The sequence below is a fragment of the Streptomyces sp. NPDC043867 genome (assembly GCF_056435845.1).
The window spans coordinates 66,308-85,196 of sequence record NZ_JBWKDS010000018.1; the positions used below are offsets into that span (position 1 = coordinate 66,308).

Consider the following 18,889-nt stretch of genomic DNA (forward strand, 5'->3'; position numbering starts at 1 on the left):
AGCCGCCTGACCTCGCGGGGAACCCCGCAAGGGCCCCCGAAAGAAGGGGAACCGGCGGCTGAACAACGCGTACGGGGCAGCCGTACTACTCGGCATGGCCCCCGGCAAGGGGATCAGACGCACCGCACCTGGAGGGTCGTCCGTTGTTCAGTATCACCGTCCGCGATCACCTCATGATCGCCCACAGCTTCCGCGGCGAGGTCTTCGGACCCGCACAGCGCCTGCACGGAGCGACGTTCCTGGTGGACGCCACATTCCGCCGCGCCGAGCTGGACGACGACAACATCGTCGTCGACATCGGACTGGCCACACAGGAGCTCGGCGCCGTGGTGAGCGACCTGAACTACCGCAACCTCGACAACGAGCCCGACTTCGCCGGCACCAACACCTCCACGGAGTTCCTCGCCAAGGTGATCGCCGACCGCCTCGCCGACCGGGTGCACGCCGGCGCCCTGGGCGAAGGGGCCCGCGGTCTCGCCGGCATCACCGTCACCCTGCACGAGTCCCACATCGCCTGGGCGAGTTACGAGCGTGCCCTGTGACCGACGTGACCCTGGAACAGGTGGCCGCCGGCCGGCCCGCACTGGACTACGTGCCCGTGCAGCACGCGGCCCTCAAGAACGCCGAGATCATCCCCATGTCCCTCAGCTCCGTGCACTTCGTCATGCCCGGCGGGGTCGACGACCCGACCGCACCGAGCGGCGGCAACGCCTACGACCGCCGGGTCTGTCTCGACCTGCCCGGCTTCGGCTGGCAGGTCCGCCGCCACACCGTCGCGGGTGACTGGCCCCGGCCCGAGCCCGCCGCGCGCGCCGAACTCGCCCGCACACTGGCGGAGTTGCCCGACGGCACCGTCGTCCTGCTGGACGGACTCGTCGCCTGCGGCGTCCCCGAGGTCGTCGTCCCGGAGGCCCGGCGGCTGCGCCTGGCCGTCCTGGTGCATCTGCCCCTCGGCGACGAGCGGGGCCTCGCCCCCGCCGTCGCGGCGGAACTGGACGCACTGGAACGCACGACGCTGCGTGCCGTGCCGGCCGTCGTGGCCACCAGCGAATGGGCGGTCCGCCGGCTCGTGGCCCACCACGGACTCGCCCCCGAGCGCGTCCATGTCGCCGTCCCCGGCGCCGACATCGCCCCCCTCGCCCCCGGCACCGACGGCGTCTCGCGACTGCTCTGCGTCGCCGCCGTGACCCCCCGCAAGGGACAGCACCGGCTGGTCGAGGCCCTGGCGACCGTCACCGACCTGCCCTGGAGCTGCACCTTCGTCGGCGGGCTCGTACAGGACCCGGAGTACGTCGCCCGACTCCGCGGCTTGATCGACGAGTTCGGGCTCGGGGACCGGCTGCGTCTGACGGGTCCGCAGGCCGGCGCGGAACTCGACGCGAGCTACGCCGCCGCCGACCTCATGGTCCTCGCCTCGTACGCCGAGACGTACGGCATGGCGGTGACGGAGGCGCTAGCCCGCGGAGTCCCCGTACTGGCCACCGACGTCGGCGGCCTGCCCGAGGCGGTGGGGCGCGCCCCGGACGGCGGGGTGCCCGGCATCCTCGTACCGCCGGAGGACCCGGCGGCCCTGGCCAGGGAGCTGCGCGCCTGGTTCGGCGAGGCCGACGTGCGGCGCAGGCTGAAGTCCGCCGCCCGCGCGCGCCGGGCCGCCCTCGGCGGCTGGGCGGCGACCGCCCGGAGCCTCGCGGGTGTCCTCGGGCGGCTCCGGCAGGAACCGGGGAGGGCCGCATGAACGCGACGACGACTCCGTCCGGTTCGCCGGAACACACGCGGGCGTCCGGCGAACCCGCGAAGGACGAGGTCGTCGCGGCCGCGGGATCCGTCGAGGTGCCCCGATTCGCGCCCCGCTGGCTCCAGTTGCGCGAAGGCGCGGACGCCGACGCCCGCGCGCACGATCTGCTCGACCCGCTGCGCATCCGGCTCGCCGACCTGCCGCGGCGCGGCAACGGCACGGTCGTCCACGACCTCGGCTGCGGAACCGGATCCATGGGCCGCTGGCTCGCACCCCTCCTCGACGGCCCCCAGCACTGGGTCCTGCACGACCGCGACCCCTACCTGCTGCACTTCGCCACCGTGGGGGCGCCCCGCGCCTCCGCCGACGGCAGCCGGATCACGGTCACCACGCAGCGCGGCGACATCGGGCGGCTGACCTCGGACGGCCTGGCCGGCGCGTCCCTGGTGACGGCGTCCGCCCTGCTGGACGTACTCACCCGTGACGAGGTGGACGTGCTCGCCGCGGCCTGCGCCGGCGCAAACTGCCCGGCGCTGCTCACGCTCTCCGTCGCCGGAAGCGTGCGGCTGACCCCGGCCGACCCGCTGGACGGCGAGATCGCCGACGCCTTCAACGCACACCAGCGCCGGGGGGAGTTGCTCGGCCCCGACGCCGTCACCGCGGCCCGCGAGGCCTTCACCCGGCAGGGCGCGACCGTACACGTGCGCTACAGCCCGTGGCGGCTCGGTGCCGCGCACGCCGAGCTGACCGCGGAGTGGCTGCGCGGCTGGGTCGCGGCGGCCGTCGAACAGCGCCCCGCACTGGCCACCCCGGCCGAAGCGTTTCTGCACCGCCGGCTCGCCGAGTGCGAGGCGGGCGAACTGCGGGTGGTGGTCGAGCACAGCGACCTCCTGGCACTGCCGGGCCCGGCGGGCGGCTCGTCGTGAACGGGCGGGGGGCTGTTACGGGCGGCCGGACTACCGGGGCGCGGGCCGCGGGGCGGTCCTCGGCCGCGGCGGCCCCCGGCGCGGACGTCCGCGCCGGGGCGCGGCCGGCGCGAGGAGCCGCCCGGGGGCGCGACCGTGCCCGGGCCCTGCTGCTCCGGGTCGGCTCCCCGGCGGTGCGAACCCACGTCGGCACGGTCGCCGGATCCCTCATCCTCGGCGTGCTGCTGTGGCGGCTCGGCACCGGTGTCTTCCTGGACGGGCTGCGACGCATCGACGGGACGGCCCTGCTCCTGGGGCTCGGCCTTGGCCTGCTCACCACCGTGTTCAGCGCCTGGCGCTGGTGCCTGGTGGCCCGGAGCCTGGGCATCCGGCTGCCGCTCGGCGCGGCCGTCGCGGACTACTACCGCGCCCTGTTCCTGAACGCGGCGCTGCCCGGCGGCGTCCTTGGTGACGTGCACCGGGCGGTGCGGCACGGACAGAGCACCGGTGACATCGGCCGCGGTGTCCGCGCGGTCGTCCTGGAACGGACGGCGGGTCAGGCGGTCCTGTCCGTCGCCTGCGCGGGGGTCCTGCTCACGCAGCCCTCGCCGGTCCTGGCGCAGGCCCGTCACCTCACCGGACTGCTCGCGCTCGCCGCGCTGGGCGCCCTGGCGGTCGTGGCCGCGGTCCGGATGGGCCGGGCGACGGGCTCCTCGTCCCGTCGTCGCGCCGTGCGCGCCGCTCTCGCCGAGGCACGTCAGGCGCTGCTCTCCCGCGGCAGCTGGCCCGGCGTGCTGGTCTCCTCGACCGCGGTGCTGGCCGGTCATCTCGCGATGTTCCTGCTCGCCGCCCGGGTCGCCGGATCGACCGCGTCCGCCGCCGAGTTGCTGCCCCTCGGCTTGCTGGCCCTGCTGGCCATGGGCCTGCCGCTGAACGTCGGCGGCTGGGGTCCCAGGGAGGGTGTCACGGCCTGGGCCTTCGGCGCGGCGGGGCTCGGCGCGAGCACGGGACTGGGCGTCGCCGTCGTCTACGGCGTGCTCAGCTTCGCGGCGGCGCTGCCGGGTGTCCTCGTGCTGATCGCCCGGTGGTACGGCGGGGTCCGGCGCTCCCGCGCGAATACGGCGCCTGCGGGGGCGGCTTCCTCGGTCACGTCATCGGCGTCGGCTTTCGCGGGGGCGGTTACCTCGGTCACATCATCGGCGTCGGCTTTCGCGGGGGCGGTTTCCCCGGCCACGTCAGCGGCGGCGGACCTAACGGGGGCGGTTTCCCCGGTCACGTCAGCGGCGGCGGACCTTGCGGGGGCGGCTCCCACCGGCACGTCTCCCGCCCCCGCCGTCCCGCACCCCGTCGTCGTGTCCGCCCGGGCCCCCGGCACGGCACGCCCGCGCCTCGTCGTCGTACCAGCAGCACCGCCGCCCGCGCGTGCCGTCCCGCACGGTGCCGCCCCGGCCCCCCTGCCCGGTACGGGTCCCCTCCGCAGCCACCACGTCTCTCCGGCGCCCTTTCCGCGCTCACCTCCCGCGCGGCCGACGAGCGCGGCGCGTCATGGCCGGCGACGGCCGGCGGCCGCGTCTCCCGGGAGTTCCGCCTCCGAGGTGAGCAGGGAGAAATACGTGCCGAAGGATTCGACCAGCTCCGCCAGCATGGCCTTCCCTTTCTCCGCGGAAGCCAGTGACGGCCGCCCGACGACCCCGGACTCGGTATAGGCGGACATGCCGACGGTGAGCAGATGCCTGCGGTCGTCGGCGAGGAAATCGGTGCTCTCGTAACCGGGTCGTACCGACTCCGGATGTGTGTGCAGAAGGATGGAGGTCTCTATTTCCCCGGCGTGCATGTCGCTGAGGAGGGAGGTCTGCACACCCGCCCCCACGCGGGCCGCCTCCCAGTCCTCCGCCGCGGGGAAAAGCGCCATTCGTGTGCCGCTGCCGACGGATTCCTGAACGACGTTTCCCAGGACGTAATTCCCGCCGTGTCCGTTGACCAGGACCAGGGCGTCGACGCCCGAACGCCGCAGCGATCCGGCGATGTCCCGCACTACCGCGTGCAGGGTCACGGAGGAGATGCTGACGGTCCCCGGCCAGGCGGCGTGCTCGTGGGAGCAGGAGATGGTCACCGGAGGAAGGAGGTGCACGGGATGGGCCTCGGCTATCCCGCGCGCTATGGCGCAGGCCACCAACGTGTCCGTGGCCAGCGGAAGATACGCGCCGTGCTGCTCGAAGCTGCCGACCGGCAGGACGGCGACCTGGCGTGCGACACCGTCCATGCGGTCGCATACGTCCTGCGACGTGTCCGCCGGAGCGAGGGAGTTGCGCACCCGCGCCGGGAACTCGCGGACCGGGGACGGCGGATTTCCGGGGGGCGTCGCGGAAATGTCCGTCGGAGCCGTCCCGGCCTCCGCCGGCTCGATGCCCGAAGTGCTCATGTCGTCCCGGCCTTTCGTCTCGTACCGCCAGCGCTGGCGCTTTAGCAGATAGGAACCAGATCATGACAGAGAACGTCGGCGTGCTCGGCGGACAGGCCCGGTCCACGGGTGTCACCCGAGTGGTGACCGCCCCGTTGCCCACGGTGTACGGCGATTTCCAGGCCGTCGGATATCTGGATCACCGCAGCGGGGAGGAACAGATGGTCCTGGTGCACGGGGACATCGGGGAGGAACAAGTACTCACCCGGCTGCATTCGGAGTGCCTGACGGGCGACGCGTTCGGATCCACGCACTGCGAGTGCGGCCCCCAACTCGTCACGGCACTGCGGGAGATCGTCGCCGAGGGGCGCGGTGTTCTCGTCTACCTCCGGGGGCACGAGGGCCGGGGGATAGGCCTGCTGGGCAAGCTGCGGGCGATGAAGCTCCAGGCGGAGGGGCTGGACACGGTCGAGGCGAACCTCGCCCTCGGTCTTCCGGTGGACGCTCGCGACTACGGGGTGGCGGCGGACATGCTGCACGACCTCGGTGTGCGCTCGGTGCGGCTCCTGTCGAACAACCCGCGCAAACGCGAGGCCCTGCTGCGCAACGGCATCAAGGTCGCCGAGCAGGTCCCGCTGCTGATCGAGCCCTGTGAGGAGAACCTCGGCTACCTGCTCACCAAGCGCGAGCGCCTCGACCACCACCTGCCGCACCTGGACAACGTCCCGGCGGAGACGGTCTTCTGCGGCTCGGTGAAGAGCACCGGCACCGAGGAGTGAGACGGGACGACGGAGGCCCGCCGCCGGGCGGGCCTCGGCCGCCCCCGGGCGCGCCTCAGTCCACGACCGCCTCGTGGGCCAGCCGCCGTACGTCGGGGAAGACCGTGTGCGAGCCCGTCGGCCGCAGCTGGGTGAGGAACTGCACGGTCAGGTCCCGGCGCGGGTCGACCCAGAACGTCGTACTGGCCACTCCGCTCCAGCCGTACGAGCCGAGAACGGCCGGAGCCGCTGTCACGGCCGGGTCGGTCACGACCGAGACGCCGAGGCCGAAACCGAGCCCCGCGTTGCCCGGTTCGTCGTGCCCGGGGCTGCCGTGGGTGCGGATGTCGACGCCGCCGGGGAGCTGGTTGGAGGCCATCAGGTCCACGGTCTCCGGGGCCAGCAGCCGGACGCCGTCGAGTTCGCCGCGACGGCGCAGGAACTCCATGAAGCGGTGATAGTCGTGAGCGGTGGCCACCAGTCCGCCGCTGCCGGACAGCAGCCGCGGACGGCCGTGCAGGGGCAGCCCGGCGATCGGGGTGATGCCGCCCGCGCCGTCCTCCCCGTACAGCTCGGCGAGCCGGCCGGACTGCTCCCGCGTGACGTGGAACCCGGCGTCCGCCATCCCGAGCGGTCCGAAGATCCGCTCGGCGAGGAACACGTCGAGATCCCTGCCCGACACCACCTCGACGACCCGGCCGAGGACGTTCGTGGCGACCGAGTAGTTCCACCGTGTGCCCGGCTCGAACTGCAGGGGCAGACGCGCGTACATCTCGCAGGTCGTGGCGAGGTCGGCGCCCGCCGGCACGGACGACTCCAGACCGGCCTGCCGGTACAGCGCGTCGACGGGATGCCGGTGGTAGAAGCCGAACGTCAGACCCGCGGTGTGGGTCAACAGGTGCCGGATCAGCAGAGGTCGCGCGGCCGGCCGGGTCCTGACGTCGGCTCCCGACCCCGCCACGTAGACCTGCGGGTCGGCGAAGGCGGGCAGATGGCGGGCCACTGGGTCGTCGAGGCCGATGCGTCCCTCCTCGAGCAGCATCAGGGCGGCGACCGAGGTGACGGGCTTGGTCATCGAGTACATCCGCCACAACGTGTCGCCGGTGACCGGGAGCTGCGCCGCCAGGTCACGGTGCCCGTACGCCGTCAGGTGGGCGACGCGGCCGTGCCGGGACACGGAGACGAGGTAGCCGGGCAGCCGGCCCGCGTCGACCAGGCGCGCGAAGTGCTCGTCCAGCCGGACGAGCGCCTTGGGATCGAGCCCGGCCTCGCCCGGCTCGACCTCTTGCTCCAGGGTTCCCATGGCTCTCCTCCCGGCCGCGGCCCGAGGGACCGGCTCACCTCCATGGTCTCGTACCCAGCGGCCGGCGCGTCCTACGGGGGCTTCTCCCGTGTGCGGCACTTCCCGGGACCCGGGCAGGGAACGCGAGGGGGCGACGGCGGCGACGGCGGCGGTCGCGTCCGGACGTCCCGGCAGGGCACGGCCGAGCAGCGTCCCGAGCGCCGAGACGCAGGCGAGGACGGTCAGGGCGGGGCCCGTCTCGACGCTCGTGTGCGTGATCATCGTGGTCGCGACGGCCACTCCGACGGTCGGTCCGACGTTCATCGCCGTCTGCTGGAGCCCGCCCGCCACGCCGGCCGAGCCGGCGGGCGCCCGGCGGACGACAACAGCCGTGGCGGTGACCATCACGGCCCCGAACCCGGCGCCCAGCAGCAGGAAGCCGGCGCCGATGTGCGCCGTGGTCGCCCCCTGGCCGAGCCGGGACAGCACGAGGATGCCGAGGGTGAGGAGCGTCATGCCGGTGACCGCTGTCCGCCGGGAGCCGAAGCGCCGCATCAGCATCGCGGAGAGGGGCGCGCCGAGGATCATCATCACCGGCCCGGGAAGCGCCCGCAGGCTGCTCTGCAGTGGGGTGAGGCCGAGGACGTCCTGAAGGAAGTACGTGCCGACGAACAGGGTTCCGAACATCGCCGCCGACGCGGTGACCAGCATGCCGACCGCCGCGCCGATGGTCGCCGAGCCGCGGATCCCGGCCGGCAGCAGCGGGCTCGCGGTGCGCCGTTCGTGGCGCACGAAGACGGTTCCCAGGACCAGGACGGCCACCAGCCCCAGGACGGTGCCCTCGGTGCCGTTCGCCGAGGACGTGCCGACGAGCGTGTGCACCAGGCAGGCGAGGGCGGCGGCGAGCAGACAGGCGCCGGGCACGTCGAGCGGGGTCCGGGTCGGGGCGGAGCCGAGGGCCGCGGCCGTCCCCTTCCCGCCCACGGATCCCTCGATCCCGGGTGCGGGAGCGAGTGCCCGGGCGGGGTCGCGGACGGCGAGCGCCAGCGCGCCCAGCACCAGCGCGGGTACGACGTTGAGGAAGAACACGGCGCGCCAGCCCAGTTGGGTGACCAGCACCCCGCCGACGACGGGGCCGGCCGCCGCCGCCACTCCGACGGCGCTGGTGCGCAGCGCGACCGGCATGCCGAGGCGGTCGGGCGGGAACGCGGCGCGCAGCATCCCCAGGGTGGCCGGCTGGAGCAGCGCCCCGAAGACTCCCTGCGTCACCCGCAGCCCGATCACCCAGCCGATGCCCGAGGACAGGCCGATCCCCGCCGAGGCCGCACCGAAGCCCAGCACTCCGGTGGCGAAGACCCGCTGGTGGCCGTACCGGTCGCCGAGCCGCCCCGAGAACACCAGCAGGGAGGCCACCGCGATGAGATAGCCGGTGCTCGTCCACTGGACCTGGGCGAAGGAGGCGTGCAACTCCCGGCGGAGCGTGGGCTGCGCGACGGACAGCACGGTGCCGTCCAGGGCGACGATCGCGGCGCCGGCGACGCTGCTCGTCAGGGTGAGCAGGCGATGCGGTGTCATCGGCCTGCCGTCCCGAGGTGCGCGTCAACTGCCGTACGCAGCAGGGGTACGAAGTCGTCGGTGCCCGTGGCGAGTTGCAGACTGCCCCAGCTCCACAGCTGGGCGATGCCGTGCAGGTTCGCCCACAGGGCGCCCGCGACGAGCGGCGCGTCGGCCTCCGGGCGCACCTGTCCGACCAGGTCCACCAGGACACCGAAGAGGGGCAGGCTCGTCTCGCGCAGCCCCAACTCGTCACTGCGCAGCAGGTCGTGACGGAACATCAGCTCGTACATACCGGGGTTGGCGAGGGCGAAGTCCAGATAGACGCGGCCCAGTGTCATGAGGCTGTCGCGCGGGTCGGCCGCTTCGCCGAGCGCCTCCACGGCCCGCGCTCCGAGGTCGGTGAAGCCGCGCCGCGCGATCGCGGACAGCAGGGTCAGGTGCGTCGGGAAATGGCGGCGTGGGGCGCCGTGGGAGACCCCCGCGCGCCGGGCGATCTCACGAAGGGACAGCGCCTGCGCCCCTTCGGTGGTGACCAGGTCGACGCCGACCTGGATCAGACGGGCGCGCAGCCCTGGTTCCGGCTCATGCATGGACACTGTCCTACCAGGCCCAGTAGACAGTGTCTACGCGGACCGCTTCAAGGAACGCGGAGAGGGCCACGCGCGGAATGCCCCCGGCGGGCCGGAGCGTTGACGACGGCATGACTCACGAGGCGAACGACGGGACCGGCGCGGATGGCGCACACCAGGCCGAGGGGAGCGGGCGGGCCCGGGAGGCGCAGGACGCCCTGCTCACCCTGTTCTCCGAGTACGACGGGGGAGTGCTGGTCACCCTCAAACGCGACGGCCGGCCCCAGCTGTCGAACGTGAACCACGCCTACTGCCCCGAGGAGCGGACCGTCCGCGTCTCGCTCACGGACGACCGTGCCAAGACCCGCAACCTGCGCCGGGATCCCCGCGCGTCGTACCACGTGACCAGCGACGACCGGTGGGCGTACACGGTCGCCGAGGGCACCGCCGATCTCACGCCGGTCGCCCGCGACCCGCACGACGAGACCGTCGAGGAGCTGGTCCGGCTCTACCGCGACGTCCAGGGCGAACACCCGGACTGGGACGAGTACCGCGCCGCCATGGTCCGCGACCGCCGCCTCGTCCTACGGCTCCGGGTGGAGCGCGCGTACGGCATCCCGCGCGGGCGCTGACCCGCCGGCGAGGAGGTTCGGCCGGCCGTTCGCGGACGTCTCGCGGCCGTCGCCGGTCCTGGCCTCGATGGCGCGCAGGACGGCGACCATGTCCGATCCGCCGTGCCCGAGCGACACGGTCTCGTCGAAGAGGGCGTGGCAGACGTCCAGAAGGGGCGACGCGAGGCCCGCCCGCCGCGCGGCTCCGGCGATCAGCCGGTTGTTCTTCAGGACGTCCAGGGCGGCCGCCTGCACCGTGAAGTCCTCGGTCAGCAGCTTGGGGGCCTTCATGCGCGAGACCCCGCTGGCCATCGGTCCTGCGTCCAGCACGTCGAGGAACAGCCGGCGGTCGAGGCCGTGCCGGTCCGCGAAGTGGAAGGCCTCGCCGAGCCCGGTCACGAGCGTGATCAGGAACAGGTTCACCGAGAGCTTCATCAGCAGCGCGTTCGGGACCGGACCGCAGCCGAACGTCTCGTGGCACATCGGGGCGAGGAGGGGGCGTACGGCCGCCACGACCGCGTCGTCCCCGGCCAGCATCGCCACGAGCCGTCCGTCCTGCGCCGGCGCCCGGGAGCCCGACACCGGCGCCTCCGCGTACCGGCCGCCCGCCGCCCGGATGTCGGCCCCGAGGTCCCGTGAGTACTCGGGCGACGTCGTGCCCATGTGCACGACGGTGCGCCCCGCGACGCGGACCGCGAAGTCGGGGGTGCCGCGGCCCAGGACCGCGTCGGTGGCCGCCTCGTCGGCCAGCATCAGGAACGTCACCCGGGCGCGGGCTAGGACCTCGGCGGCAGTGGCGGCGACGTCGGCGCCGGCGGCCCGCAGGGGTTCGGCCCGGGCGGCGGTGCGGTTCCAGACGATCAGGGGAGTGCCGGCCCGGGCCAGATTCAGCGCCATCGGCTGCCCCATGACTCCGAGGCCGAGGAAACCCACGTACACGACGCACCGCCGTCCCTGGCCCGCGCACCGGTGGGCCCCGCCGCTCACTGACTATGACAGCTGTCATAGTACTCCGCTCCATGACGGCTGTCATAGTGGAGGGGCGGGCCCTCCCCGCGGCCGCGCGGTGCGGTCCGCGGTGGGTGCGTGCACGAGCCGCCCGGCCCCTCCGGGCGGGCGCGACGCGAGCAGGACGCGAGGTCGGACATGGCAGATCCCGGGCGGACGGCGGATTCCGGGCGGAGTGCGGGATCGGGGCGCAGTGCGGACCCGGGGAGGGGGGCGGATGCGGGGCGGGGGCCGCGCGAGCGGATGGTCTTCAGCGCCGCGCAGCTGATCCGGCGCCAGGGAGTCGCCGCGACGGGGATGCGCGACGTCGCCGTGCACGCGGGGGCACCTCGTGGTTCGCTCCAGCACTACTTCCCCGGCGGCAAGGAGCAGTTGGTCAACGAGGCGGTGGACTGGGCCGGCCGCTACGCGGGCAAGCGCGTGGCCCGCTTCCTCGCCGAACTGGACGAGCCGAGGCCGAGCCGGCTGTTCGCCGCGATGGTGCGGCAGTGGACCGACGAGTACGGCTCGCTCGGGTTCGCGTCGGGCTGCCCGGTCGCCGCCGCGACGGTGGACTGCGCGGAGTCCACCGAGTCCACCCGGGCCGCTGCCGCCGCCGCGTTCGCCTCCTGGAACCGGCCGGTGGCGCAGGCGTTGACGGACATGGGCGTCCCGCCCGAACGTGCCGAACCGCTCGCGACGCTCATGATCAGCGCCCTGGAGGGCGCGCTCCTGATCGCCAGGACCGAGCGGGACGTACGCGCGCTGACGACCGTGGCCCGTGAACTGGGCCCCCTCCTGGACGCCGCCGCCGACCGCGCCGGCTGACCCCGAAGCCGCCACGCGAGGCGGGAGTTCCGCGCGCCAGGAGGCCGGCCCGGGCGGGCGCGGCAGGGGAGGACCCCGGCCGACCCGCGCCCGGGTGCGCGACTGGCTCCGCGCACACCGGCCGTCCCTGAACCCGGCCGGTGTGCGTGAAGTCGAACTCTACGATGCCGGGCGCACGATGTCCGCCCGGCACCGTCCCTTGATCGGCCCGGGGCAACTTCTGCGGCAACTTCTGCGCGACTTCCGCAGCGACTTCCGCGGTGATGCGGAAGCTAGTGGACCGGCACAGCGGTTCCTGGGCTGTTCCACTCGGCGATCACCGGGCGCTCGTGCTCGGTGGAGAGCCGGCCGACCGTCCCGGTCGCGAGCTGGAACAGCCGGCCCTCCGCCGCGGAGAGACCCAGGTAGCGGGCGGTCAGCGCGCGCAGGAAGTGTCCGTGCGCGACCAGGACCACGTCCCCCTCGTCGAGCGCCGGCGCCACCCGGGACAGCACACGGTCGGCGCGCCGTCCCACCTGGTCCGGGGACTCGCCCGGATGACCGTCCGGTCCGGCGGGCACCCCGTCGTCCCACAGGAACCAGTCGGGCCGGGTCCGGTGGATGTCGACGGTCGTGACGCCCTCGTACGCGCCGTAGTCCCACTCGCGCAGATCGGGCTCCCGTACGGCACCGGCCAGGCCCGCGATCTCCGCGGTGCGGACCGCGCGGGCCAGGGGACTGGTGAGCACCAGGGCGAAGGTCCGGCCGGCGAGCAGCGGGGCGAGCGACCTGGCCTGCTCCTCACCCCGCCGGGTCAGGGGCAGGTCGGTCCAGCTGGTGTGCTGTCCCGAGGCGCTCCACTCGGTCTCGCCGTGACGGACCAGCAGGAGGTCGCCCATGACGCCTACTTCGCCGATTCGACGGCGTGGCCGCCGAACTGGTTGCGCAGCGCCGCGATCATCTTCATCTGCGGGGAGTCGTCCTGGCGGGACGCGAAGCGGGCGAAGAGCGACGCGGTGATCGCCGGCAGCGGCACCGCGTTGTCGATGGCCGCCTCGACGGTCCAGCGGCCCTCGCCGGAGTCCTCCGCGTAGCCGCGCAGCTTGCCGAGGTGCTCGTCGTCGTCCAGGGCGTTGACGGCGAGGTCGAGCAGCCAGGAACGGATGACCGTGCCCTCCTGCCAGGACCGGAAGACCTCGCGCACGTCGGTGACGGAGTCGACCTTCTCCAGCAGTTCCCAGCCCTCGGCGTAGGCCTGCATCATCGCGTACTCGATGCCGTTGTGGACCATCTTGGAGAAGTGGCCGGCGCCGACCTTGCCCGCGTGCACGAAGCCGAAGTCGCCCTCGGGCTTGAGGGCGTCGAAGACCGGCTGCACCTTCGCGACGTTCTCCGCGTCGCCGCCGACCATCAGGGCGTAGCCGTTCTCCAGGCCCCAGACGCCGCCCGAGACACCCGCGTCGACGAAGCCGATGCCCTTGGCCGCCAGCTCCTCCGCGTGCTTCTCGTCGTCGGTCCAGCGGGAGTTGCCGCCGTCCACGATGGTGTCGCCGGGCTCCAGCAGGTCGCCGAGCTCGTCGATGACGGACTGGGTCGGGCCGCCCGCGGGGACCATCACCCACACCACGCGGGGACCTTCGAGCTTCTCGACGAGTTCGCCGAGGCTGCTCACGTCGGAGACGTCGGGGTTGCGGTCGTAGCCGATGACCGTGTGGCCCGCGCGGCGTATCCGCTCGCGCATGTTGCCGCCCATCCTGCCGAGGCCGATGAGACCGAGCTGCATCGTGGTCATGTCAGTTCACTTCTTCCGGAGAGTGCGGTAAGCGGCCACGAGGGCAGCGGTGGAGGGGTCGAGACCGGGCACGTCGGTGCCGTCGGTGAGGGCGGGCTCGACGCGCTTGGCGAGGACCTTGCCGAGCTCGACGCCCCACTGGTCGAAGGAGTCGATGTTCCAGACCGCGCCCTGGACGAACACCTTGTGCTCGTAGAGGGCGATCAGCTGGCCGAGGACGGAGGGGGTCAGCTCGCTCGCGAGGATCGTCGTCGTGGGGTGGTTGCCGCGGAACGTGCGGTGCGGCACCTGCTCCTCGGGCACGCCATCGGCGCGCACCTCCTCGCTCGTCCTGCCGAAGGCGAGAGCCTGGCCCTGCGCGAACAGGTTGGCCATCAGCAGGTCGTGCTGCGCCTTCAGTTCGTCGCTCAGCTCGTCGACCGGGTTGACGAACCCGATGAGATCGGCCGGGATCAGCTTCGTGCCCTGGTGGATGAGCTGGTAGTAGGCGTGCTGTCCGTTGGTGCCGGGCGTGCCCCACACCACCGGTCCGGTCTGCCAGTCCACCGGGCGTCCGTCGCGCTCGACCGACTTGCCGTTGGACTCCATGTCCAGCTGCTGGAGGTACGCGGTGAACTTGGACAGGTAGTGCGAGTACGGCAGCACCGCGTGCGACTGCGCGTCGAAGAAGTTGCCGTACCAGATGCCCAGCAGGCCCAGCAGCAGCGGCGCGTTGGACTCGGCGGGGGCGGTGCGGAAGTGCTCGTCGACGAGACGGAACCCGTCGAGCATCTCGCGGAACCGGTCGGGGCCGATCGCGATCATCAGCGACAGACCGATCGCGGAGTCGTACGAGTACCGGCCGCCGACCCAGTCCCAGAACTCGAACATGTTCGCCGTGTCGATACCGAAGTCGGCGACCTTCTCACCGTTCGTCGACAGCGCCACGAAGTGCCTGGCGACCGCCTTCTCCTCGCCGTCGAGCCCGGCGAGCAGCCAGGTCCGTGCCGAGGTGGCGTTGGTGATGGTCTCGATGGTGGTGAAGGTCTTCGAGGCGATGATGAACAGCGTCTCGGCCGGGTCCAGGTCGCGGATCGCCTCGTGCAGGTCGGCGCCGTCCACGTTCGACACGAACCGGAGGGTCAGCGAACGGTCCGCGAACGCCTTCAGCGCGTCGTACGCCATCGCCGGGCCCAGGTCGGAGCCGCCGATGCCGACGTTGACCACGTTCCTGATGCGCTTGCCGGTGTGGCCGGTCCACTCGCCGGAGCGGACCTTGTCCGCGAACGCGCGCATCCGGTCCAGCACGGCGTGCACGGCCGGCACGACGTTCTCCCCGTCGACCTCGACCACCGCGTCCCGCGGGGCGCGCAGCGCGGTGTGCAGCACGGCCCGGTCCTCGGTGACGTTGATCCTCTCACCGCGGAACATGGCGTCCCGCAGCCCGAACACGCCGGTGGCCACGGCCAGTTCCTGGAGCAGCGCCAGGGTCTCGTCGGTGATCAGGTGCTTGGAGTAGTCGATGCGCAGGTCGCCGACGCGCACGGTGTAGCGGTCCGCACGTCCGGGGTCCGCGGCGAACAGCTCACGCAGCTGCGGGTGGAGCAGCTCCTGGGCGCGGTGGTCCTCCAGCGCCGTCCACTGCGGACGGTGCGTGAGCTTGGGAAGGTCAGACATGGGTGGGAATCTCCTCGGTGCCCTCGCCCCGCAGGGCGACGGCGTACATCTCGTCCGCGTCGAGGCGCCGCAGCTCCTCGGCGATGAGTTCGGAGGTGCTGCGCACCTTCAGCGCGAGGGTGCGCGGGGGCTGGCCGGGCAGGGTCAGGGTGGCCATCGGGCCCTCGGGGCGGTCGATGAGGATCTCGCCGCTGTCGGTGCCCAGGCGGACGGCGGTGACGACGGGGCCCGCGCTGACGACACGCTCGACGGAGACCGCGAGGCGGGCCTCCAGCCAGCGGGCGAGCAGCTCGGCGCTCGGGTTCTCGGCCTCGCTCTCGACGGCGGCCGAGGTCACCTTCGTCCGGGCCTGGTCGAGCGCGGCGGCCAGCATCGAGCGCCACGGCGTCAGGCGGGTCCACGCCAGGTCGGTGTCGCCGGGCGCGTACGCGGCGGCACGGGCCTCCAGCGCCGCGAGCGGTGTCTCGACCGCGTACATGTCGGTGATCCGGCGCGCGGCGAGGGCGCCCAGCGGGTCCTTGACGGGGATCTGGGGCGCGTCCACCGGCCACCAGACGACGACCGGCGCGTCGGGCAGCAGCAGCGGCAGGACCACCGAGTCGGCGTGGTCGGACACCTCGCCGTACAGACGCAGCACGATGGTCTCGCCGGTGCCGGCGTCGGCGCCCACGCGGACCTCGGCGTCCAGGCGCGAGTTGGTGCGGTCGCGCGGCGTCCTGGCGTGCCGCTTGATGACGACCAGGGTGCGCGAGGGGTGTTCGCGCGACGCCTCCTCGGCCGCCTTGATGGAGTCGTAGGCGTTCTCCTCGTCGGTCACGATGACCATCGTGAGGACCATGCCCACGGCCGGTGTGCCGATGGCGCGGCGGCCCTGCACGAGGGCCTTGTTGATCTTGCTTGCCGTGGTGTCGGTCAGGTCGATCTTCATGGCCTGCGCCAGCTCCGTCCGTCTCGTGCGAGCATCTCGTCGGCTTCCTTCGGGCCCCAGGTGCCCGAGGCGTACTGCGCGGGCTTGCCGTGCGTGGCCCAGTAGCCCTCGATCGGGTCGAGGATCTTCCAGGACTCCTCCACCTCCTGGTGACGGGGGAAGAGGTTGGCGTCGCCGAGCAGGACGTCCAGGATCAGCCGTTCGTACGCCTCCGGGCTGGACTCCGTGAAGGACTCGCCGTAGGCGAAGTCCATCGACACGTCCCGGATCTCCATCGACGTACCCGGCACCTTCGATCCGAAGCGCACCGTCATGCCCTCGTCGGGCTGGACGCGGAAGACGATCGCGTTCGCGCCGAGTTCCTCGGTGGCCGTCGAGTCGAACGGGGAGTGCGGGGCGCGCTGGAAGACCACCGCGATCTCCGTCACCCGGCGGCCGAGCCGTTTGCCGGTCCTGAGGTAGAAGGGGACGCCCGCCCAACGGCGGTTGTCGACCTGGAGTTTGACGGCCGCGTAGGTGTCGGTCGTCGACTTCGGGTCGATGCCGTCCTCCTGCAGATAGCCGGGCACCCGCTCACCGCCCTGCCAGCTCGCCGCGTACTGACCGCGCACGGTGTGCTCGCCCAGGTTCTCCGGCAGCTTGACGGCCCTGAGGACCTTCAGCTTCTCGGTGAGCAGCGACTCGGCGTCGAAGGCGGCCGGCTCCTCCATGGCGGTCAGCGCCATCAGCTGGAGCAGGTGGTTCTGGATCACGTCGCGGGCGGAGCCGATGCCGTCGTAGTAGCCGGCGCGTCCGCCGATGCCGATGTCCTCGGCCATCGTGATCTGCACGTGGTCGACGTAGCTGCGGTTCCAGACCGGCTCGTACATCTGGTTGGCGAAGCGCAGCGCCAGGATGTTCTGGACGGTCTCCTTGCCCAGGTAGTGGTCGATACGGAACACCTGGTCCGGGTCGAACACCTCGTGCACGATCGCGTTCAGCTCACGCGCGCTCGCCAGGTCGTGGCCGAACGGCTTCTCGATGACCGCGCGCCGCCAGGAACCCTCGGGTGCGTCCGCGAGCCCGTGCTTCTTCAGCTGCTTGACGACCTTCGGGAAGAACTTCGGCGGTACGGAGAGATAGAACGCGTAGTTGCCGCTGGTGCCGCGGGAGGCGTCCAACTCCTCTACGGCGGAGCGCAGTTGCTTGAACGCCGTGTCGTCGTCGAAGTCGCCCGGGATGAAGCGCATGCCCTCGGCGAGCTGCTGCCAGACCTCCTCGCGGAACTCCGTACGGGCGTGTTCACGCACGGAGTCGTGCACCACCTGCGCGAAGTCCTGGTCCTCCCACTCGCGCCGGGCGAACCCGAGGAGCGAGAAACCCGGCGGCAGCAGACCGCGGTTGGCGAGGTCGTAGACGGCCGGCATCAGCTTCTTGCGGGAGAGGTCGCCGGTGACGCCGAAGATGACCAGACCCGAGGGACCGGCGATGCGGGGCAGCCGGCGGTCCTGGGGGTGGCGCAGCGGGTTCTCCCAGTCGGACTCGGCGCCGGCCACGCCGAGGGCCCCGGCGAGGTCCGCCGACGCGTCGCCGTCGCCCCCGGACCCGTCCGCGGCGGTCCCGCCCTTCGGCTTCGCCGTCGCGGCCCCGGCCCGCTTCGTCGGGGCGTCCTGCTTCGCCGCGCCGCTCTTCGCGTCCTCGGCGGGGGAGGGCGACGTCCCGTCGGCCTCCCGGTCCGCCGTGCTCCCGGTGGGCGTCTTGCTCATGACGTCTCAACTCCCTTGCGGTCCAGCGACGTCGCCACGGCCTCCAGCAGGTCCTGCCAGGCGGCCTCGAACTTCGCGACGCCCTCGTCCTCCAGCTGCCCGACGACCTCGTCGTAGGAGATGCCGAGGCCCTCGACGGCCGCCAGGTCGGCGCGCGCCCGGTCGTAGCCGCCGGTCACCGTGTCGCCGTGGATGTCACCGTGGTCGCCGGTCGCCCTGAGGGTGGCCTCCGGCATGGTGTTGACCGTGCCCGGTGCGACCAGCTCGTCGACGTACAGCGTGTCCTTGTACGCCGGGTCCTTGACCCCGGTCGAGGCCCACAGGGGGCGCTGCCTGTTGGCCCCCGCGGCGTCGAGAGCGGTCCAGCGGCCGCCGCCGAACACCTCCTCGTACGCCTCGTAGGCGAGACGCGCGTTGGCGAGTGCCGCCCGGCCCTTGAGGGCCAGGGCCTCGTCCGTGCCGACCTTCGCCAGCCGCTTGTCGATCTCGCTGTCGACGCGGGAGACGAAGAAGGAGGCCACGGAGTGGATGCCGGACAGATCGATGCCCGCGTCCCGTGCCTTCTCCAGGCCGGCCAGGTAGGCGTCCATGACCTTGCGGTAGCGCTCCAGGGAGAAGATCAGCGTCACATTCACGCTGATACCGAGGCCGATCACCTCGGTGATCGCCGGGAGGCCGGCCTCGGTCGCCGGAATCTTGATCATGACGTTCGGGCGGTCGACCAGCCAGGCGAGCTGCCTGGCCTCGGCGACCGTCGCCTCGGTTCGGTGCGCGAGGCGGGGGTCGACCTCGATGGACACCCGTCCGTCGCGGCCGCCCGTCGCGTCGTACACGGGCCGCAGGACGTCGGCGGCGGCGCGTACGTCCTGCGTGGTCATCATGCGGACGGCCTCTTCGACCGTGACGCCGCGCACGGCGAGGTCGGCGAGCTGCTCCTCGTATCCCTCTCCTGATCCGATGGCGGCCTGGAAGATCGAGGGGTTGGTGGTGACGCCCACCACATGCTGGTCTGCCACGAGTTCGGCGAGGTTACCGGACGTGATCCGCTTCCGCGACAGGTCGTCCAGCCAGATGGAGACGCCCTCGCCGGAGAGGCGCTCCAGGGCTCCCGCGGCTGCGGTTGCTTCGGTCACAGTGATCATCTTCTTTCTTGCGA

General features: G+C 72.6%; 16 protein-coding genes and 2 pseudogenes. 7 read left to right on the forward strand and 11 right to left on the reverse strand.

Annotated elements, in window-relative coordinates:
* Positions 1-143: 143 nt before the first annotated feature.
* The 4 genes and pseudogenes from AC069T_RS19405 to AC069T_RS19420 form a co-directional block, all read left to right on the forward strand.
* The gene (locus AC069T_RS19405; RefSeq protein WP_358853004.1) at positions 144-542 is read left to right on the forward strand and encodes a 6-pyruvoyl trahydropterin synthase family protein; all 399 of its coding nucleotides are present in this window, start codon (positions 144-146) and stop codon (positions 540-542) included.
* Complete coding sequence (locus tag AC069T_RS19410) at positions 539-1,735, forward strand: glycosyltransferase family 4 protein (protein ID WP_478783918.1); 1,197 nt, start codon at positions 539-541, stop codon at positions 1,733-1,735. The genes AC069T_RS19405 and AC069T_RS19410 overlap by 4 nt, the downstream gene beginning before the upstream one ends.
* The gene (locus AC069T_RS19415; RefSeq protein ID WP_478783919.1) at positions 1,732-2,661 is read left to right on the forward strand and encodes a class I SAM-dependent methyltransferase; all 930 of its coding nucleotides are present in this window, start codon (positions 1,732-1,734) and stop codon (positions 2,659-2,661) included. The genes AC069T_RS19410 and AC069T_RS19415 overlap by 4 nt, the downstream gene beginning before the upstream one ends.
* Positions 2,658-3,872, forward strand: a pseudogene (locus tag AC069T_RS19420) (lysylphosphatidylglycerol synthase transmembrane domain-containing protein); the annotation flags it as partial. The gene AC069T_RS19415 and the pseudogene AC069T_RS19420, both read left to right, overlap by 4 nt.
* A gap of 311 nt (positions 3,873-4,183) precedes the next feature.
* Here the strand turns inward: AC069T_RS19420 and AC069T_RS19425 are convergent.
* Positions 4,184-4,903, reverse strand: coding sequence for a creatininase family protein (locus AC069T_RS19425; RefSeq protein ID WP_478783987.1), 720 nt, complete (start codon positions 4,901-4,903; stop codon positions 4,184-4,186).
* A gap of 221 nt (positions 4,904-5,124) precedes the next feature.
* Between AC069T_RS19425 and ribA the strand changes: the two genes are divergently transcribed.
* Complete coding sequence (ribA, locus tag AC069T_RS19430; protein ID WP_478783920.1) at positions 5,125-5,820, forward strand: GTP cyclohydrolase II; 696 nt, start codon at positions 5,125-5,127, stop codon at positions 5,818-5,820.
* Positions 5,821-5,875: 55 nt separating this feature from the next.
* Here ribA and AC069T_RS19435 read toward each other — a convergent pair whose 3' ends face one another.
* From AC069T_RS19435 to AC069T_RS19445, 3 genes and pseudogenes are all read right to left on the reverse strand, one after another.
* Positions 5,876-7,102 (reverse strand): serine hydrolase domain-containing protein, encoded by a 1,227-nt coding sequence (locus AC069T_RS19435; RefSeq protein WP_478783988.1) that lies wholly within the window; start codon positions 7,100-7,102, stop codon positions 5,876-5,878.
* Positions 7,103-7,243: 141 nt separating this feature from the next.
* Positions 7,244-8,656, reverse strand: a pseudogene (locus tag AC069T_RS19440) (MFS transporter); the annotation flags it as partial.
* Complete coding sequence (locus tag AC069T_RS19445; protein ID WP_478783921.1) at positions 8,653-9,228, reverse strand: TetR/AcrR family transcriptional regulator; 576 nt, start codon at positions 9,226-9,228, stop codon at positions 8,653-8,655. The pseudogene AC069T_RS19440 and the gene AC069T_RS19445, both read right to left, overlap by 4 nt.
* A 110-nt stretch (positions 9,229-9,338) precedes the next feature.
* On the opposite strand from AC069T_RS19445, the gene AC069T_RS19450 reads away from it, so the two are divergent.
* The gene (locus AC069T_RS19450) at positions 9,339-9,839 is read left to right on the forward strand and encodes a PPOX class F420-dependent oxidoreductase (RefSeq protein WP_478783922.1); all 501 of its coding nucleotides are present in this window, start codon (positions 9,339-9,341) and stop codon (positions 9,837-9,839) included.
* On the opposite strand, the gene AC069T_RS19455 is transcribed toward AC069T_RS19450, so the two are convergent.
* A complete protein-coding gene (locus tag AC069T_RS19455; protein WP_478783923.1) occupies positions 9,792-10,757 on the reverse strand; it encodes an NAD(P)-dependent oxidoreductase in 966 nt (321 codons plus the stop codon). The two genes, AC069T_RS19450 and AC069T_RS19455, sit on opposite strands and share 48 nt — an antisense overlap.
* A 312-nt stretch (positions 10,758-11,069) precedes the next feature.
* Here AC069T_RS19455 and AC069T_RS19460 point away from each other — a divergent pair, with 312 nt between their 5' ends.
* Positions 11,070-11,633: a TetR/AcrR family transcriptional regulator gene (locus tag AC069T_RS19460; RefSeq protein ID WP_478783924.1), complete on the forward strand. Its 564-nt coding sequence runs from the start codon at positions 11,070-11,072 to the stop codon at positions 11,631-11,633.
* A 272-nt stretch (positions 11,634-11,905) separates the two neighbouring features.
* Here the strand turns inward: AC069T_RS19460 and AC069T_RS19465 are convergent, their stop codons facing one another.
* Genes AC069T_RS19465 through tal form a run of 6 tightly spaced genes read right to left on the reverse strand, consistent with a single transcriptional unit; the run spans position 11,906 to position 18,875 of the window.
* Positions 11,906-12,511 carry a histidine phosphatase family protein gene (locus AC069T_RS19465; RefSeq protein WP_478783925.1) on the reverse strand — a complete coding sequence of 202 codons (606 nt, stop codon included), beginning with the start codon at positions 12,509-12,511 and terminating at the stop codon, positions 11,906-11,908.
* A gap of 5 nt (positions 12,512-12,516) precedes the next feature.
* Positions 12,517-13,395 (reverse strand): phosphogluconate dehydrogenase (NAD(+)-dependent, decarboxylating), encoded by an 879-nt coding sequence (gene gnd, locus AC069T_RS19470; RefSeq protein ID WP_478783989.1) that lies wholly within the window; start codon positions 13,393-13,395, stop codon positions 12,517-12,519.
* A gap of 15 nt (positions 13,396-13,410) precedes the next feature.
* Positions 13,411-15,060 carry a glucose-6-phosphate isomerase gene (pgi, locus tag AC069T_RS19475; RefSeq protein ID WP_478783926.1) on the reverse strand — a complete coding sequence of 550 codons (1,650 nt, stop codon included), beginning with the start codon at positions 15,058-15,060 and terminating at the stop codon, positions 13,411-13,413.
* The gene (gene opcA, locus AC069T_RS19480) at positions 15,053-15,988 is read right to left on the reverse strand and encodes a glucose-6-phosphate dehydrogenase assembly protein OpcA (protein ID WP_478783927.1); all 936 of its coding nucleotides are present in this window, start codon (positions 15,986-15,988) and stop codon (positions 15,053-15,055) included. Before opcA ends, pgi begins: the two co-directional genes overlap by 8 nt.
* Positions 15,985-17,733, reverse strand: coding sequence for a glucose-6-phosphate dehydrogenase (gene zwf, locus AC069T_RS19485; RefSeq protein ID WP_478783928.1), 1,749 nt, complete (start codon positions 17,731-17,733; stop codon positions 15,985-15,987). The genes opcA and zwf overlap by 4 nt, the downstream gene beginning before the upstream one ends.
* On the reverse strand, positions 17,730-18,875 hold the full coding sequence (gene tal / locus AC069T_RS19490; RefSeq protein ID WP_478783929.1) for a transaldolase: 1,146 nt from the start codon (positions 18,873-18,875) through the stop codon (positions 17,730-17,732). The genes zwf and tal overlap by 4 nt, the downstream gene beginning before the upstream one ends.
* Positions 18,876-18,889 lie beyond the last annotated feature (14 nt).